Here is a 14,792-nt window from a genome sequence, read left to right as displayed (position 1 = left end):
CGAGAGAGGAGTATTACTTAGAATGATGGAACAAATATTGGATCCTTTGAAATATGGTGAAACGACAGTCTGGACGAAGCAAAAGGTCGAATCAGCCATCGGATTTGTACTTAAGCGCATTGATCAAAATCTTGATACGTTCTCTTTAAAATTCCCCGCTCCTGCAAGCCGAGGTAATATTTATGAACCGATTGAAAACACCGAATGGACCTCGTCCTTCTGGACAGGAATGCTATGGCTTGCTTATGAAGTGTCAGGGGATGATAAATACCAAATGGCAGCGGAGAAGCAGCTCAAGAGTTATAAGAAACGAGTAGACCAGCGAATTGCAACAGAAACACATGATCTTGGATTCTTGTACTCCCTATCCTGTATAGCTAGTTATAAGCTAACTGGGAATGAAGAGGCTAAACAGACAGCAATAGCAGCTGCTGATTTGTTGATGGAGCGGTATTTTGAGAAAGCAGGTATTATTCAAGCTTGGGGTAAGCTGGATAATCCATCACAGCGCGGACGGATGATTGTTGATTGCTGCATGAATTTACCTTTACTATATTGGGCATCGGAGGAAACCGGAGATTCTAAGTATTATCATGCAGCACAGAGCCATGCAAGACAATCTGCCAAATATTTAATTCGAGAAGATACATCCACTTTTCATACGTATTATATGGATGTTGAAAGTGGTGAGCCTTTATACGGTCGAACAGCTCAAGGTTATGCGGATGACTCTTGTTGGTCCCGTGGTCAGACTTGGGCTATGTATGGCCTTCCGCTCAGTTATGTTTATACAAAGGATAGTTATTTACTTCATGATGCTGTACGCGTCACGAATTATTACCTGAATCGATTGCCTGAGGATTATGTCTGCTATTGGGATTTGATATTCACCGAGGGTGAAGAAGAGAAGGATAGTTCAGCAGCTGCGATATCGGTATGCGGTATGCTGGAACTTGCCAAACATCTGCCGCTCTCTCATTCGAATCGACGAATTTATGAGAATGCGGCACTAAGGATACTGGATTCTTTGACAGAAAATTATACAACTAAATCCTTACCTCATTCCAACGGGATACTAAAGCATGCTGTATATGGAAAGCCGCTTGGCAACGGAGTAAATGAATGCTGTATCTGGGGTGATTATTACTATTTGGAGGCTCTGGTAAGGGTTTTAAAAGACTGGGAAATGTATTGGTGAAAAAAAGTCTAGGAAATACAATACATGATTATATCAAAAATAGTTGTAAGCGGTTTCTATACATCCTACAATAGGAAGCACAAGCGTGAACGCTTAGTAAATCATGAGAGAAGGTAGATGCAACATGACGATCCCGGTGCCATTACCGAGAATCGCAAATTTTGAGAAACAAGCTTTCGGTATGTTCATTCATTGGGGACTCTATTCACAGCTAGGGCAGGGGGAGTGGGCTCAGCATATTAAGGGAATTCCAATGGATGAGTATGCATTGTTGAAAGATACGTTTTACGCAGATCAATTTGATGCAGATCGAATTGCGATGACAGCCAAAAACGCGGGTATGAAATATATTGTACTAACAACTCGGCATCATGACGGATTCTCTTTATATGATACACGCGGATTATCTGATTTCGACGCTCCGCATAGCCCGGCTGGTCGAGATCTGATCGCTGAATTTGTAGAAGGCTGTAGAAAAGCGGGAATTATCCCATTCTTTTATCATACGACACTGGATTGGTACCAGCCGAGCTTCCAAGATGATTTCGATGCTTATTTAGAGTATCTACGTGCATCTGTTGAAGTTCTATGTACATATTACGGACCCATTGGTGGGTTATGGTTCGATGGTAACTGGAGTAAGCCTAACGCCGATTGGAAGCTTGACGAGTTGTATGGTACGATTCGCCGCTTACAGCCTGAAGCGATGATTATTAATAATACAGGACTTGATCATCGGGGTGAAATAGGTCATCCGGAGCTTGATAGTGTAACCTTTGAGCAAGGGCGTCCGTCAGCCATGAACAGGCAAGGCATGAGTAAATATGTAGCAGCAGAGATGTGTCAGACGATCAATGGACATTGGGGAATTGGCACGAATGATTTCTCTAATAAATCGACAGGTGAGTTAATTGAGAGTCTTTCGGCATGCCGAAAAGTAGGGGCTAACTACCTTCTCAATGTGGGGCCGACAGCAGGAGGACAAATTCCGAAGCTTCAGGAAGCAACACTTGAAGTTATTGGGGATTGGGTTCGTTTACACGAGAAACCGATTTATGAAGGCAAACCAAGTCAGATTAAAGGGATCGGTGATAATTTTGCATTAGAGACAGAGGACGGAACCTCTTATTTATTCATCCACCATTTAGCTATCGATGGTCATACCAATGTAACGATTGATGGTGGTGGTACTGGACCTAAAGCGTTTAGTGGAGTGCACCGGCCTGTATCTAGCGTACGTTGGCTTGATAATGATGAAGAATTATCTTTTACACATGATCCTGAGTCTGGCCTATTATGCTTCCATGCTACTGGATATCCGTATGGAGATAATCTGGTTGTAAGGATTGCAGTCGTTTCTTAAAATGTTAACAACGTGAAATTTAGGGGCACTTCATTGCAGCATATTTAAGCTGTAATGGAGTGCTTTTGTATTGTTAATGATATTAAATAAATCGTACGTCAATATTATGACTATATTATATAATTACTTGATTATATAATTTGTGAGATATAAGATAATTATATTACAACGAAGTAGGGAGGATTTAATACCATGATCTCGATGGAAGAGATGGCAGATCAGTTTAAACTGCTAGGTGATAAGACCCGTTTAACACTGGTCTCCATTCTGAACCAGCAAGAGATGTGTGTGTGTCATTTGGTGGAGTTACTTCAGACAACTCAACCGAATATTAGTCAGCATCTTCGTAAATTAAAGGATGCAGGTTTGGTTCAAGAAGAACGAAGAGGTCAATGGATTTATTACTCTCTCTATGTAGAAGATAAGCCGCATTTAAAGGAAGCATTTCATTACTTACCACCTCTGAGTGGAGAAATCCAAGACAAAATAAATGTCTTAACATGCGACTAACATACATGAGTATCATGACTTATGATGAGGATAAGAATAGAGACATTGATTGAAGAGTAGAACCGGCCCTTGTGGTCGGTTCTTAACTGAGTTGTAGAAGGATGGGGTTTACACACATGAAGGGCAATATTGATTTAACCCAAGGGCCGATTATGCCTAGCTTAATGAAATTGGCATTACCGATTATTGCGACGAATTTCATATCCACTACATATGGTCTGGTTGATATGATCTGGATAGGAAGGCTTGGGAGTGGTCCTGTTGCTGCGATCGGCACAGCTAGTTTTTTTATTAACTTAGCCATCGCATTATCGACAATGACCACGATCGGTACGGGGATTAAAGTTTCACACTGTATGGGCTCAGGAGATCAAGACAGAGCTAAGTCATACGTGAAAAATGGATTTGTTATGTCGATTTTAATAGGAATTCTGTATATGGCATTTGTATTCGCAGCGAATCAAAAGCTTATAGGATTCTTTGATCTAGGAAGTGTTGAAGTTGAGAAGATGTCTTCTGACTTCTTAGTGATATCGATGATGGGCACCCTATTTACAATTGTAAATATGCTATACGCTACAATCTTAAATTCGATGGGGAATAGCAAGCAGCCGTTCCGGATTTTTACGATTGGTCTGGTCGTTAATATTGTCCTTGATCCTTTATTCATTTTTGGTATTGGGAGTTTTGAAGGTTGGGGCGTTTCAGGAGCTGCACTGGCAACGGTAACTGCAAATCTAATCGTGACGATTGTCTTTATCTGGCAGACTAGGAATAGCGATTTATTCCGTACTTCATCGAAATGGAATCTAAGGCAAATGTTAGAGGTTATTCAAATGGGGCTTCCAATTACTATCCAAAGAGTCACATTTACGATCATTTCGATCATTATCGCGAAGATCATTGTTCGTTTTGGAGCCGATGCGATTGCAGTCCAAAAAGTCGGGATTCAAATTGAATCGATATCTTACATGACAATTGGTGGGCTACAAGGAGCTATTGCTGCTTTTTTTGGGCAAAATTACGGAGCTCGTCGATTGGATCGAATTCAACAGGGGTATCGTAAATCCTTACTCCTTACCACCGTATTTGGCATCGTTATATCCCTTATATTCATCTTATTTCCAGCGCAGCTCTTCTCCATTTTCCTTGCTGATGCATCCAGCTTAGAGCTGGGTACGAATTATATGCGAATAATCGGTTACTCCCAGTTGTTTATGTGTTTGGAGCTCATGACAGTAGGCGCTTTTAATGGGTTAGGGAAGACTCATATACCTCCAATGTTCAGCATTACACTTACGGCATTAAGAATTCCACTCGCCATTCTATTGTCGGGTCCCTTTGGATTAAATGGTGTGTGGATGGCGATCTCGCTTACCAGCGTATTCAAGGGCGTTGTTCTCGTCTTCTGGTTCAATCGATCGCTTCTTAGAATGAAGGGAACTACTAAGACAATACTTTGATAAAAAGGTGGCTAGCAAAATGGCAGTATTAAATCATAAACTAATCCAGCTTTTAATCAATCAACAGTTATCTGATGAACTCTTTCATGGACGTTTTGGACTGGAAAAAGAAAATGTGAGAGTGGATCAGCATGGTAAACTTGCGTTAACCCCGCATCCTAAGGCATTCGGACAAAAGTTAGAAAATCCGTATATCCAGACTGATTTCTCCGAGAGTCAAGTTGAGATGATAACTCCATCTTTTGACTCTATTGATGAAACATTTGGCTTCATGGAAGCACTGCATGATATTGTGTCGCTTGAACTGACGGAGGAGTATTTGTGGCCTAGCAGTAATCCGCCAGCATTACCTGATGAACATAAGATTCCGATTGCACAGATGAATGATCCGTCCGCGGATCAGTATCGACATCAACTTGCCGACAAGTACGGGCGCAAAAGACAACTATTAAGCGGAATTCACTATAATTTCTCCTTTAAAGAGGAGTTTTTGAGAAGGCTTTATGAGGCTGAAGATCGTGAGGAGCAATACAAGGATTTTAAGGATCATATCTATCTTCGGGTTACCCGTAATTTGCTCAGATATCGCTGGCTTCTGATTTATTTAACTGGGGCAAGCCCAGTCTTTGATAAGACTTATATGGAACAATGTGTCGCGCGTGGAGAAACCTTAGACAAGAAAAGCTACTATGTATCCAACATGAACTCACTTCGGAATAGCGAATGTGGATATCGAAATGAAAGGCCGCTATATGTATCGTTAAATTCAGTAGATGAATATGTACATGATTTGAAACAGTTGATTGAATCTGGAGAGCTATTAACCGTTAAGGAATACTACAGTCCCGTCAGATTGAAGACAGCGAGAGGGGAGGACCCCTTAGCAGAGCTGCTGCAGGATGGAATAGCCTATTTAGAGCTTCGTTTCATTGACTTGAATCCTCTGTTTAAAATTGGGATAAGTCAGGAAACGATGAGGCTTGTCCATCTGTTTATTATTTTTATGCTGCTTAAAGAAGACGAGTCTTTCAGTCATGAAGATCAGAGACTAGCAGATTATAATCATGATCTATTAATCATGCATGGGATAAAGAATGAGGCACATCATCAAGAGAACACTGAGAAGTCCCTGGAAGAGATTGCATTGACTTGTATTCAAGAGATGATGAAAATGGTACAGCTACTAAAGCCTGATGATGAGCAGTTATTCGAATGGTTAGACAAAGCAAAGAGAATCATTGAGAACCCAGAACTTAGCTCTGCCGCAATCGTCAAATCGGAGATACTTCTTTCTTCCTATCTACATTATCATCTGGATAAAGCGAAGCAGTATGCTGAGGAGAGTATTCAGAACGGATATCGATTTACAGGATATGAAGATTTAGAGTTGTCCACGCAGCTACTGTTAAAGACAGCGGTGAAACGAGGCATTCGGTTTGACTTGGTGGATCGAGATGAGAATTTCGTACGGCTTACTAAAGGTGATCATACGGAATATGTGAAGCAAGCGACAAAAACATCACTAGACTCTTACAGCACAGTACTAATAATGGAGAATAAAGTCGTAACAAAAGAAGTGCTCAAGCAGCAAGGGATACGTGTACCTGTAGGGGAAGCATTTCGAAGCCTTGGTGAAGCCATGTCCAAGTACATGAAGTACAGGGATAAACCGATTGTTATTAAACCCAAGTCAACAAATTTCGGCTTAGGCATTACGATCTTTAATCGTGAGTATTCGAAAGACGACTATGAGAAGGCATTCCAAATCGCGTTCAAGCATGATCGGACTGTTCTTTTGGAAGAGTTCGTGAGCGGAAAGGAATATCGCTTTTTAGTCATGGGAGATGAAGTAGTCGGAGTATTACACCGAGTCCCTGCAAATGTAATTGGAGATGGTGTTCATACCATTAAGGACCTTGTGCATGAGAAGAATAAAGATCCTCTTAGGGGACGCGGGTATAAGACACCTCTTGAACAGATTCAACTCGGAGAAGCGGAAACGATGTTCCTGAAGAACCATGGTCACACTTGGTACGATATACCACAGGCTGGTGAGATCATTTATCTACGCGAGAATTCGAATATTAGTACGGGTGGAGACAGTCTTGATTACACAGATGAAATTCCTTATAGCTACAAGCAAATTGCTGTCCAATCAGCTAAAGCTGCAGGGGCAACAATCTGCGGAGTTGATATGATGATCGACCATATCTCAGAAGAAGCAGCAGAGGATAATTATAGTATTATTGAGATTAACTTTAACCCAGCGATCCATATTCACTGCTACCCTTATAAAGGTAAGAATCGAATGGCAGCGGAGAAGATTTTGGACTTACTATTTAAGGAATATAAGACCCGATGGAGTTTTAAATAGCTCCATCGGGTTTTCTGTTAGAAAGCGATCTTTTTCTGAATTGAAGGGGCGTACAACCACGATGTCGTTTAAATAGTTCGTCCAAATAGTGTATCGTTCCAAAGCCCGCAAGCTCGGCAACTCTTGTGATAGGCAGGTCTGTCTCTTTAATTAACTTCTCTGCTCTGCCAATTCGATACAATTGCACGTATTCGTTAAACGTACGACCAACGGCATCTTTAAACACTCTGCAAAAATGATAAGGACTAATACTTGCAATCTCAGCTGCTTGTGAAACGGTAATTTTGTCTTGATAGTTGTGCTCTACGAAGGATATGACATCTTTCAGTCGTTCCACTTTACGGCGATAAGCTTCCTGCTTCAAGGCATTATCGTCTGTAGATGAGCGAAATAAGCGAGAGAACAATATCAACAGTATTTGCAGATTGGATTTAACAGCAGCTTCAAAACCGAGATCTCGATGAAGGAATTCATAAATAACAGTATTAACAATTTGTAGAAGTTTATCATAGTGCGGATGGTTCGATTGGACAAGAGTAGGTAGATTAAGTTTACCAGTGAGCAGAGCTCCGTATTCGACACTATTTAAGTCAGATCCGACTAATCGATGTCGATCAAGCAAGATCGTATAATAACGAGGCATCTCATCCACGATATATCCACTATGTATCAGACCTTCACCAATTAAGAATAGGTCCCCTGTTGTAGCAAGGTAAGACTCACCTCCGATGTGAAGTTCAGCATTTCCTTCGACAAACAGGATGATCTCAATACATTCATCATGCCAATGAGGAGGGAATAATGTCTTACCCATCCTTTCAGGAACGAACATATTGAATGGGTAAATATCGCTGAGCATCATCATGTATTGGTTAGATATTATGGTATTCAATGATCGTGTCCTCCAAACCGCAAGATTGTTTAATAATTCAGCAAGAAATGCGGTATATTTTCATTCCGATTTTATACTATCATGGTTAAGAAATGAAGAGTTTAATCGATATTTCATATGATGAAGGGAGTTGCTTTTACATAATGACACAGAATCGACTTGAGATTGAGATATATAAGGATGAATGTTGGTGGGGCGGCGATATAGATGACGGGGTTCGTATGCCTTTCGGAAAGTTAGTACATGAAAAAAATCTGTTTACCGAAGGAAGAACAAATCAAGCTGTTCCATTTCTAATCTCGAATAAAGGTCGTTATATCTGGTCAGAGGATCCGTTTCGTTTTTCATTCGCAGATGGCTCCCTTACCGTAGAAGCGCAATCAGGGGAGCTCATGATTAGTGAGCAGAATGGAAATCTACGAGATACATTCCTCGCAGCGGCAAGACTGCATTTTCCAGCTTCAGGTACTTTGCCAGAGGAGCTGTTTTTTACGATGCCGCAGTATAATTTATGGATTGAACTTCAATATGAACCAACTCAAGAGAAGACATTAGCCTATGCGAAGAGTGTACTCGAACATGGTATGCCGCCAGGAGTGATCATGATCGATGATAACTGGATGGAAGATTACGGCGTGTTAACGTTCCGAAAGGACCGATTCCCAGACCCGAAAGCGATGACAGATGAATTGCATGAGCTTGGTTTTAAAGTGATGTTGTGGACATGTCCGTTCATTAGTCCAGATAACCCAGTTAATTTCCGCTATCTGGAGCGGGAAGGGTATCTGCTGAAGGATGAACACGGTGAAACTGCGATACGTCGTTGGTGGAATGGCTATAGTGCCGTTCTAGATTGCACGAATGTCGCAGCAGTCGCATGGTACGAAGGGGAATTAAGAAAGTTAATGGATGAATTCGGAATTGATGGATTTAAATTTGATGCTGGCGATCCGCAGTTTTATCGTGAAACAGATCAAAGCGCGATCCAGATGCATCCGAATGGACATTGTGAAGCATGGGCGAGAGTCGGACTAAACTATCCACTGAACGAATACCGGGCTTGTTGGAAGAGTGGAGGACTCGCGCTTGTTCAACGACTTTCAGACAAGAGTCACAGTTGGAAAAATGATGGGCTAGCTTCATTGATCCCTAATGGATTGGCGCAAGGGCTTGCAGGTTATGCATTTACATGTCCGGATATGATTGGCGGTGGACAAATTGCAGATATTGAGAATAATCCGAATTTCAAGCTGGATCAAGAGTTGTTTGTTCGTTATGCTCAAAGCTCAGCATTGTTCCCGATGATGCAATTTTCGACTGCACCGTGGCGTGTGCTCGATGAAGAGCATTTGGAATATTGTGTACAAGCCGCTAAATTGCATGAATCCTTTGGGTCTATGATTATGAAGCTTGCACGTCATGCTGCACAGACGGGGGAACCAATTATTCGGCATATGGCTTATGTGTTCCCAGAAGGTGGATATGAACAAATTAATGACCAGTTTATGCTAGGTGATAAGATTCTTGTGGCTCCGGTCGTAGAGAAGGGGGCAACAACGCGCAAGATTGTGTTCCCTGAAGGTTCTTGGAAAGGAGACGATGCGAGCGTGGTCGAGGGACCATGTGTAAAAGAAGTCGATGCTCCATTGTCTCGCTTGCCTTGGTATACGCTGACATAGAATATGGTAAGCTGAATCAAACCGACTGCAGATGGCAGTCGGTTTGATTTTTTTATGGACAACGTTAAGTGAGGTGAAATTCGATATGAATAAGACATGTCGAATCCGTGATTATTTTGCGATTACCCGAGAAATAAAATATAAAACTATTGGGATATTTCCTCCGTATACATTGGATTTGAATGAATATACTATTTACTAAGTACTAGATTGCTTTCTTGTATATTTATTAATGTCAAGAAATGTTCATATGATTAAACAACTTAACTCGAGGATAAAACGTTAGATGATTAGCGTAATTATCTTTTGGGTGAAGATTATGATACGATCATAGCATTCAATACGAGTAACATACATGATGAGGTGGCGCATGAAAGAAGAAGATTGGAAACAGGCGGATCCGGCTCTATCGCTTATAACGGTTCTAAAGCAAGGTGAGAATGAGCCCGTTACAATTACAGGAGAATCGAGCGATTTACAATGTGTCGGGATCGGAACCGATGCTGCGGTTTTTGTATATACACCTTTGCCATCTTATGCTTTTAAGTTATATACGCAAGAGGCGCTTTCGAAAAAGCAAGCGGAAATTGACGTTTATCAGGCTTTGGATGGGAGTCCGTATTTCCCTGTTTATTATGGCGATGGAGAGCGTTATATCGTGATTAGTAACGAAAGTGGAATGACACTTTACGACTGTCTAATAAACGGTGTATCCGTTCCTAGACAAGTGATTGATGATGTTGAAGATGCACGACAGTTCGTTAGGGAAAAAGGATTAAACCCGCGTGATATTCACTTGAAAAATATTTTGCTACAAAATGGCCGGGGCAAGGTACTAGATGTATCGGAATATGTGCAGGATGGGAACGACAAGAGATGGGAACATCTCGCTTGGGCTTATAATAACTTCTATCCACTCTTTGAGGGGAAGAAAGTCCCTGTGTCGGTCCTTGAAGCTGTGAAAAAGAGGTACTATCGCCAAGATCCGAATAGCGGAAGTTTGGTTGATTTTGCGAATCGAATGACAAGATTGTTCACGAGGAAAAAAAGATAGTAACTAGTAGCTAAAAAAATAGTGAAGTATCTTCTATAATTATATAATTATGAAGTGATTTTGGAAGGAAGACATCTTAGAATGGACATGAAGAAACAAAAAAAGTTTACTTTAGTATTACTGTGCATCTATTTAATTGTGCTAACGTGGATTATATTACTGAAAATGGAGTTTGATTTTTCATTACTTGGACAAATGAATCTTAGAAGTATCAATCTCATTCCTTTTGCTGGTTCTGTGATCGTTAATGGGCAAGTTGATACCTCAGAGATTATTTTGAATGTAGTTGCTTTTGTTCCATTTGGAATATATCTAAGCATGTTACAAGAAGAGTGGAGCTTTGGAAGGAAACTGATTCCAATATTTTGTGTAAGTTTTGGTTTTGAAATCCTTCAGTTTATTTTTGGAATTGGTGCAAGTGATATCACGGATTTGATTGGCAATACCTTAGGTGGAGCGATTGGGATTGCAATTTTTGGACTCTTATCCATCGTATTCAAAGAGAAGACCATACCGATTTTCAATACATTAGCGTTAATTGGTACATTTTTTATGGTTGCCCTTCTAAGCTTGCTGACAATTGTGAATATGTAGATGGTGAAGCAGTAAATCGATGCAGATTTGCTGCTTTTTCATGCTAATTATAATGATTGTGATTGACAACATATATAAAATTAAATATATCTTGTTATCTAGAAACGAATAGACTAGGGGGCAACAGAGCGTGGCAACATTGTTTTTGATAATTATATATTTGGCTTTTATTAGTTTAGGGCTTCCTGATTCGTTACTTGGAGCAGCTTGGCCGGTTATGCAAGCAGACTTTGGAGCACCGTTTGGTGTTGCGGGTGTCATGTCCATTATTATTGCACTCGGAACAATTGTGTCAAGTTTAGCCAGCGGTACGCTCATGAAACGAGTAGGAACAGGCCAGATCACCCTGGTAAGCTGTATGCTGACAGCATTAGCATTGCTAGGATTTTATTATGCCCCTTCTATTATTTGGCTAATGGTGCTTGCATTGCCACTTGGTCTCGGCGCTGGATCCGTCGATGCAGCACTGAATAACTATGTAGCTGTCCATTTTAAGGCCCATCACATGAGTTGGTTACATTGCTTCTGGGGTGTAGGTGCAACCCTAGGACCTATCATTATGGCAGGATTTATTCGTGAGGATAACCTATGGCGTAGTGGGTATTTAACAGTCGCACTTATTCAATTAGCTTTGGTGGTGTTATTGTTTATTACACTCCCTTTATGGAGATGCATGGAGAAAGTCCAGGGTCAGAAAGCTATCGATGAACCAGGGATTTCAGATCATCCACATGACGTTAACTCTTCTGAACAACCCTTGCGAATGAAAGGTGTTAAGCTTACTTTAATGACATTCCTATTCTATTCCGGAGCAGAGGCAACAGTGGGGCTATGGGGGAGCAGTTTTCTTGTAAGCATTAAGGATTTACCTGCAGGAGTAGCTGCGCAATGGATATCTATGTATTATGGTGGCATAACCGTAGGGCGTTTTATTACAGGATTTGTTACTTTAAAAGTGAGTAACCGTGTTCTAATTCGTAGTGGACTGCTAATTGCTCTGGTTGGAGGATTACTACTTATTTTGCCTGTGCCAACCTTATTTTCGCTGATTGGATTTATGTTGATTGGTTTAGGCTTCGCGCCTATCTATCCTTGCATGCTTCATGATACTCCGGCTCGTTTTGGTAAGGTACAAACACAGAAGCTCATGGGTTATCAGATGGCGGTTGCTTACACTGGAACAACAATTCTACCTTCCATGCTTGGATGGATTGCAGCGGAGACAACGATCGCAATCTTGCCATCGTTTATAGCTATATATATCCTCCTTATGTTATTTGGTTCCGAACGTGTCAATCGGATTATGAACCGACGGTCTAGACAAGACATATCGAATGGATTTAGTCACAATTGAACAACTTATTTGAGGATAATAAAAAAAGTTACAGGCTAAGATGCACGCTCTTGTGTAGCTTGGCCTTTTTCATTTTTCGACATTAGCATCAGGTCGGTTTCAATACTTTAAACATACCTCTTAAATGCCTGCTATATAGCGAAAAACACGCGGTTTATAAGAGTTATCATACAACGCTTTGTTCCAGTTACAGACAAAAAAGTTAATCTATTTGAAGTCGTTAATTCATTCATATTTACATGGAAATCATCAAAATAATCGCATGTATGCGTTTGACATTTCAAAACGATGCCTTTATTATGGACTCACGCTTAGTTTTCAGATGAAATATCTGGAAAGCGGGGGAACCAGTTTTTTAGGGGCGAGTCACATGAATCCATGTGTAGGGTACCATCTTACCCGAGTCCGTCAGCTAACCTCGTCAGCAGTGGATGGGTCTTTTATACATAATGAATTTTCATAACAAAGGCCCTGTATTCATTTACAATAGGGGCCTTTGTCTTTATTTTGACCCCCTGCTGGCGGAGCTATGTCTTGATCCCCTGTTTGGAGGTCTTTTTCTGTTCGAAAAGACTGGTATGTGTACTTCCGTATATGAATTGCACATCTTTGAGAATTAAAAATGCAGTGGGGTTGGAAGGAGGAAGGTGGATGAATCTGCGGCATGGAGTTTTCTGATCCAAGCTATCGGTTCAGGAAATCCTCAAAGTTTAAAAACCAAGTTAAAATATTGAAATACTAGGATTATTAGCTGTGCCAATTTGAAAATTTAAAAGAAAAAGGGAAAGGTAGTGAAGAGTTTTGAAGAAAGTTGTTGTTCTTGTTATGTCTTTGGTATTAACGATATCCCTAGCGGCTTGTGGTGAGAAAGGGAGCACACTAGATGAAGCTGTTAAGAAAGGATACATCACCGTAGGGTTTGCGAATGAGAAGCCTTATGCATACAAAGAAGCTGATGGGACGCTGACAGGCGAAGCTGTAGAAATTGCACGGGTTATTCTTGAGCGTCTAGGTGTGAAGGAAATGAGAGGAGAGTTAACTGAATTTGGATCTTTAGTTGCGGGTTTGCAGGCTGAACGATTTGACCTCATAACCGCGGGGATGTTTGTTAATCCGAACCGTTGTTCCGCTGTTTTATTCGCAAATCCAGAGTATAGCATCGGAGAGGCGCTTGCTGTTAAAGAAGGGAACCCCCATCAACTCGCCAGTTATGAGGACGTCGCTAATAACGGGGATGCAAAAGTTGCCGTAATGACGGGTGCCGTTGAAATTGAATACTTAGAAAAATCAGGTATCCCGGCTGATCGTATTATCCAAGTGCCAGATCAAGCTTCAGCTATAAGCGCACTGCAAGCGGATAGAGTGCAGGCCATTACCATGACCGGCCCTTCACTTCAAGCGATGCTTGATTCAGCCAATGATGAAAAAATAGAGCGTGTCGCAGATTTTAAGCAGCCTAGTGTTGATGGTGAAAGTGTACGTGGTTATGGTGCGACAGCATTCCGACAAGCGGATACAGAATTTCAAGAGAAATATAATGCGGAGCTTCAAAAAATGAAAGAATCAGGCGAGTTGCTCGAAATATTACAAAAGTTTGGATTTACAGAGGATGAGCTTCCAGGCGATATGACAGCAGATACGCTCTGCGGAGAATAACATGCCGAATTCATGGATTGATTTTCTGCCTTCGTTGTTGAAAGGAGCGGAAATCACCGTGTTGGTTGCTTTTTTCTCATCCATATTAGCAATCATCGTGTCATTTATAGCGGGTTTACTCCGGTTATCTAAGCTCTGGATATTACGCACACTTTCTGCTGTTTATGTAGAGGTCTTTCGCGGGACTTCGTTATTAGTTCAGTTATTTTGGTTATACTTTGCACTTCCGTTTATTGGTATTGAGCTTCCCAAAATATTAGCAGCAATTCTTGCCATTGGACTTAACTTTGGGGCATATGGCTCGGAAATTGTTCGAAGCGCAGTGCTTGCCGTTCCTAAAGGACAGACTGAAGCAGCCATTGCCCTGAATATGAAGCCTTGGCAAAGATTGTGGCATATCGTCTTGCCTCAAGCTACACTCCAAATGCTTCCCTCGTTCGGTAATCAGCTGGTGGAGTTGATTAAATCAACTTCACTTGTCTATTTCATTACGATGGCAGATCTCACTTATCAGGCGATGGTGCTTCGAAATAATTATATCTCTTTTACCACCGAGATCTTAGTACTGCTACTGTTGATGTACTTTGTGATAGCTACGCTTGTTTCAATGGCTGTTCGTTTGCTTGAACGGAAATTGACGTCGGGGAGGCTATAA

Annotated in this window: 12 protein-coding genes and 1 riboswitch; of the genes, 11 read left to right on the top strand and 1 reads right to left on the bottom strand. The window is 41.1% G+C overall.

Annotated elements, in window-relative coordinates; genetic code table 11:
* The first annotated feature begins 25 nt into the window (after positions 1–25).
* The 5 genes from ACK8P5_RS13925 (at position 26) to gshAB (ending at position 6,908) form a co-directional block, all read left to right on the top strand.
* Positions 26–1,198, top strand: coding sequence for a glycoside hydrolase family 88 protein (locus tag ACK8P5_RS13925; RefSeq protein WP_422661477.1), 1,173 nt, complete (start codon positions 26–28; stop codon positions 1,196–1,198).
* Between the two features lie 124 nt (positions 1,199–1,322).
* Complete coding sequence (locus ACK8P5_RS13920) at positions 1,323–2,561, top strand: alpha-L-fucosidase (protein WP_422656877.1); 1,239 nt, start codon at positions 1,323–1,325, stop codon at positions 2,559–2,561.
* 192 nt (positions 2,562–2,753) lie between these two features.
* A complete protein-coding gene (locus ACK8P5_RS13915) occupies positions 2,754–3,071 on the top strand; it encodes an ArsR/SmtB family transcription factor (protein ID WP_422656876.1) in 318 nt (105 codons plus the stop codon).
* 116 nt (positions 3,072–3,187) lie between these two features.
* A complete protein-coding gene (locus tag ACK8P5_RS13910) occupies positions 3,188–4,534 on the top strand; it encodes an MATE family efflux transporter (protein WP_422656875.1) in 1,347 nt (448 codons plus the stop codon).
* Positions 4,535–4,553: 19 nt separating this feature from the next.
* Entirely contained in the window at positions 4,554–6,908 is a 2,355-nt protein-coding gene (gene gshAB / locus ACK8P5_RS13905; RefSeq protein ID WP_422656874.1) for a bifunctional glutamate--cysteine ligase GshA/glutathione synthetase GshB, read from the top strand.
* Here the strand turns inward: gshAB and ACK8P5_RS13900 are convergent.
* Positions 6,901–7,800, bottom strand: coding sequence for a helix-turn-helix domain-containing protein (locus ACK8P5_RS13900; protein WP_422656873.1), 900 nt, complete (start codon positions 7,798–7,800; stop codon positions 6,901–6,903). The genes gshAB and ACK8P5_RS13900 overlap by 8 nt on opposite strands.
* A 143-nt stretch (positions 7,801–7,943) precedes the next feature.
* On the opposite strand from ACK8P5_RS13900, the gene ACK8P5_RS13895 reads away from it, so the two are divergent.
* The 6 genes from ACK8P5_RS13895 to ehuC all read left to right on the top strand — a co-directional run bounded on the left by ACK8P5_RS13895 (position 7,944) and on the right by ehuC (position 14,792).
* Complete coding sequence (locus tag ACK8P5_RS13895; protein ID WP_422656872.1) at positions 7,944–9,479, top strand: glycoside hydrolase family 31 protein; 1,536 nt, start codon at positions 7,944–7,946, stop codon at positions 9,477–9,479.
* Between the two features lie 370 nt (positions 9,480–9,849).
* Positions 9,850–10,533: a serine/threonine protein kinase gene (locus tag ACK8P5_RS13890; protein WP_422656871.1), complete on the top strand. Its 684-nt coding sequence runs from the start codon at positions 9,850–9,852 to the stop codon at positions 10,531–10,533.
* Between the two features lie 87 nt (positions 10,534–10,620).
* Entirely contained in the window at positions 10,621–11,127 is a 507-nt protein-coding gene (locus ACK8P5_RS13885; protein ID WP_422656870.1) for a VanZ family protein, read from the top strand.
* Between the two features lie 130 nt (positions 11,128–11,257).
* Positions 11,258–12,481, top strand: coding sequence for an MFS transporter (locus ACK8P5_RS13880; protein WP_422656869.1), 1,224 nt, complete (start codon positions 11,258–11,260; stop codon positions 12,479–12,481).
* A gap of 298 nt (positions 12,482–12,779) precedes the next feature.
* A riboswitch (cyclic di-AMP (ydaO/yuaA leader) is annotated at positions 12,780–12,923 on the top strand.
* 359 nt (positions 12,924–13,282) lie between these two features.
* Complete coding sequence (gene ehuB, locus ACK8P5_RS13875; protein ID WP_422656868.1) at positions 13,283–14,137, top strand: ectoine/hydroxyectoine ABC transporter substrate-binding protein EhuB; 855 nt, start codon at positions 13,283–13,285, stop codon at positions 14,135–14,137.
* A gap of 1 nt (position 14,138) precedes the next feature.
* The gene (gene ehuC / locus ACK8P5_RS13870) at positions 14,139–14,792 is read left to right on the top strand and encodes an ectoine/hydroxyectoine ABC transporter permease subunit EhuC (protein ID WP_422656867.1); all 654 of its coding nucleotides are present in this window, start codon (positions 14,139–14,141) and stop codon (positions 14,790–14,792) included.

It is taken from the genome of Paenibacillus sp. EC2-1 (assembly GCF_049311625.1).
In the GTDB taxonomy this organism is placed as follows: domain Bacteria; phylum Bacillota; class Bacilli; order Paenibacillales; family Paenibacillaceae; genus Paenibacillus_AQ.
This window is presented reverse-complemented; position numbering and strand designations above follow the sequence as displayed.